At 45.3% G+C, this 2,844-nt stretch carries 4 protein-coding genes; 3 read left to right on the plus strand and 1 reads right to left on the minus strand.

The features are described 5' to 3' along the window. The 3 genes from Q668_RS17490 to Q668_RS10445 all read left to right on the plus strand — a co-directional run. Positions 1-266, plus strand: a 266-nt coding sequence (locus Q668_RS17490; RefSeq protein WP_036219730.1) for a hypothetical protein, incomplete at its 5' end; no start/stop codon positions are given. A gap of 86 nt (positions 267-352) precedes the next feature. Next, entirely contained in the window at positions 353-1,486 is a 1,134-nt protein-coding gene (locus tag Q668_RS10440; protein WP_022989551.1) for a hypothetical protein, read from the plus strand. 68 nt (positions 1,487-1,554) lie between these two features. After that, the gene (locus Q668_RS10445) at positions 1,555-2,472 is read left to right on the plus strand and encodes a hypothetical protein (RefSeq protein WP_022989552.1); all 918 of its coding nucleotides are present in this window, start codon (positions 1,555-1,557) and stop codon (positions 2,470-2,472) included. 72 nt (positions 2,473-2,544) lie between these two features. Here the strand turns inward: Q668_RS10445 and Q668_RS17495 are convergent. Beyond that, a partial coding sequence (locus Q668_RS17495) for a hypothetical protein (RefSeq protein WP_227498343.1) occupies positions 2,545-2,844 on the minus strand: 300 nt, incomplete at its 5' end.

Genomic DNA, 2,844 nt, shown 5'->3' on the forward strand with positions numbered 1-2,844 from the left:
TACTTTTGAACTCCTTAGTAGTACATGCGCTTCGCATCTGTATCGAGACGGCCAATGCAAGCAAGCACTATCACTGGTTGCGTTCTAGTCAGGTCACGGCAATAGACGATCAGCCTGTCGTCAAGGATTGGTATCAGTACTTTTTCACCTCGGTAGGTGAAGGAATCTACGTCGAATATGCAAACCAGTACTACACGGTAGAACAAATCCGGGGCATTGTGGTTCAGTTCTTCGAAGGGATGCTCAAGCATGTCTGTCGACCCTAACAATCGGTTGCACAGCGACAGATTTTTCGCCGCTTCGCGGCTCCAAACCGGCGCTTGAGCTGGGCGTTTTAAAGAAGAGATTATGCATGGATGTCACAGGCATAGATAAACGGTTCTTAGACAAGAACGAAACAGCCCTTTCAGAGCGAATAAAAGCTTTGCAGGGTGAGGCGCTGGAGAAGTATAAAGAAATAACCGGTAAGGCGTCGCTACACTCATTTCATGCAATGATCGGATCTAATAATAATTTATTTGTCGATAGTGTACGCACGGCGTTTCTTGACCCAAATGATTTTATTTCTCAGTGGTTTCAGGGGCTTGCGAAAAGGGCACAAGTACTAGAATTAGAGGGCAAATTAAGGCCAGGAAAGTATCGAAAGATCGGTAGAGAGTATTTCTTGCTTTTAGCGCTGAAAGATGAGTTGCTTACTGAGTATATAACACTTTTCCTGACACGGAATTTTTATCGAAATTTCAAAGAAAGAGTTCGCCAAAAGCCTGAGGAAAGTCTTTGGTCCATATGGTTTGGGAGCGGGAATCTTGTTTGGGGGCTGTTGATATCTCCTGAAATGCGAATTGACGAGTGGGTAAATGATAAATCTGAAATGAGGCGTGCTGACTTTAATTATTGGACGGTTCGTCATGTGATGGAGACGGGTTTCATTGACCCCGAATCTGAGGAGCCAATAAAGTTCGCTCGTAACAAAGATTTTGGTAACTTTTACCGGAGCGTGCTAAAGCGGCTATCAAATTCAAAATATGAAAAAGAAATATCTGATCGATACTTGGAATATTTAAATAAATCCAAAGCGCCGATGGAGGAGCCATTTCTGATACCGGAGCTTAGATTCGCGGGGAAAGATACAAAACACAAGTATCGCCTTGATTTTACGGTCCTCAATCCCTATACGATGAAGATGACAGGCTTTGAGATTAGCCCATCCTCTACCCATATGAAAGTTCCCAAAATCACGGGCGTAAAAAAATATGAGATTGATGAAAATCTGAGCAAGCAGTGGCAGAAGGAAGTAAATAAAAGGAACGAGTATTTTTCATCTTATGGCATCACAACCGTAACGTTTGCAGATGACGACCTAAAAAATATAGACCACTGCTTCGGTATTATTGAGAAATATCTTTCCGAAAGATCTGGCGCAAAATTAAGTGTTTCTGCATCTCTTGCCGACGTCCGAGGACTCGCGGATGAGCTATCTTTATAACAAGTGCAGGTTTTCGGACAGGCACTACGCTGCACTTCTTGCCTGCTGCAACTGCAAGCGTAGAGGTTATGGAAGAGACTAAACATAAGCTTCACCTAAAAATGAACATCCAATTCCATCAGCCGGTAACAGCTTATGCCTTACTGTCCGATGGGTGGTTGCCCTTCTGTTTTGCACCCGCTTCAATCGTTCTAGTGGATCGAAATATTGTTGCGACTGCGAAATCGATAGCAGCCGAGAGTAAAAGGGCTGACATCGCTGCGAATAAGTGGTGGTTTAATTTTTTCAATAACCAGAACTATACTCTGAACCCTATACTAGCTGCGCTGGAAGGTCGTAATCGACAGCCGCCAACCTACGATGAATTCGTTCTCGAATTTCAGGACGCTTCTGAAGCTTTGGGAGAGGTTTTTCCAAACGCTAGGTTGATGGATTTTGAAGAGCAGCACTATCGTGCCGGATACGCTATTTCTAAGGATTTGAAGGCTCGATATGATTCGGATACTCAATTTCTTTTGTGTGCTTCCAAGCATCTGCTCACTGCACTTCCAGAAAAAAAGTTAGGTGAAGTTGAGGAAGCCTTGTTTTCTCTTTCAAAGAGGCTGAGTCCAAAACCTTCGCCGTTCGTCATTCTCGCAGCAGTATCGTGTCTTTATGAAGATCCTAAGAATCCAGAGCTTAACATTGGTCGCAACATTATAAAGCCAAAGGAAAATTATTCTGAGTCTTCCGCACATAATGCTATTTCCGACCTTAGATCGCTTGAACTGCTTTTATGCTTTCAACAACTTCAAGGACCATCTCCAATTTTCTGCACCAGGGATAGGGCATTGTTGAATTTCTGGTTAGCAATTCTACATACCCGAGTTGCAAGGAGCGAAGACGGCTTAGAACTCACGTTAAGGTTTAATAATAGCCTCTTCCCAAGGCTCAAAGAAGAAGAATACATCGCCTTGATCGACCGTTTGAGCCGAGACGGTCTTTAACGAGCCAGACACGGCGACGTCTACTGCATTGCGACTTCTCCTCCTTTCCATAACCACGCATGCTTGCTGGCATTATCCGAAAGCCTGAATGTTCGCTTTGCGACCATACCGTGTACCAAAAGCTTGTTCCTTGAGGGCATCAAACATGTTGTGCCGCTGGCCTGGGTTTGGGATCGTGGAGCCTGAGAATGGCTTGGCCAGAAGCGCCGGTCCATCGCCAATGACTCGGTTAGTCTTTTGCCTGTCGAGGCGAGCCTGAGCAAGGGAGCCGAAGGTCCCGACGAATGGCAGCCCCCATTGGTGCGTATTCCGCCGAACGTGACCGGTCATTCCGGGGATCGTGACCGATTTGCTGCGTATTCCAGACCAAGG

The sequence above is a fragment of the Marinobacter sp. ES-1 genome, from assembly GCF_000475255.1.
GTDB lineage: Bacteria > Pseudomonadota > Gammaproteobacteria > Pseudomonadales > Oleiphilaceae > Marinobacter > Marinobacter vinifirmus.